Genomic DNA, 557 nt, shown 5'->3' with positions numbered 1-557 from the left:
TGCCACTGCTGTTGCACTGCCAACCGCTGTCAGAAAGCTCCGACGTGACGGTTTTCGTATCTTGCTACCACGGCCATCGTGAGATTGGTGCTCATCATTCATGGCAAATACAAACATACCAACACTGGTATATGACACAGGAGTAATGCCTACTCCTGTTGGCTCTTTAAATATGAATTGAGTCGTGACCCGAGATATATCGGGAGTTAATGTGTCCTACATCGGACGAAGAGGAGGGCAAATTGCGGCGGTTGGTTCTCACTGAGGATTTGCAGGTCTGGAAGCGTCCGCAAGAGCGTCGCTGAGAAGTTTCTTTTCGGCTCTTCGAAGGTGTTCCAACACGGTGGGCCGAGTCACGTCGAACTCTCTGGCGATCGCCTCGACAGTGGTCCTTCGTGGCCAGTCGTAGTATCCTCGTTCGAGCGCAAACTCGACGACTTCTGCCTGCCGCTTAGAAAGGCGAGTGGAGGGTCCTGAGAATGGTTTCAATTTCCGTAGCTCGACCGACCCAAGCGACCGAAGTCCGTTGATTATCGCTTTGAGATCCTCTCGGCGAA

The 557-nt window shown here is 52.4% G+C and carries 1 protein-coding gene; it reads right to left on the bottom strand.

Translation table 11 applies throughout. The annotated features are described in order from the left end of the window. Positions 1–258: 258 nt before the first annotated feature. On the bottom strand, positions 259–557 hold a 299-nt coding region (locus AUR66_RS11400; protein ID WP_197409750.1), incomplete at its 5' end, for a helix-turn-helix domain-containing protein.

The sequence above is a fragment of the Haloferax profundi genome (assembly GCF_001469865.1).
Classification (GTDB): domain Archaea; phylum Halobacteriota; class Halobacteria; order Halobacteriales; family Haloferacaceae; genus Haloferax; species Haloferax profundi.
This window is presented reverse-complemented; position numbering and strand designations above follow the sequence as displayed.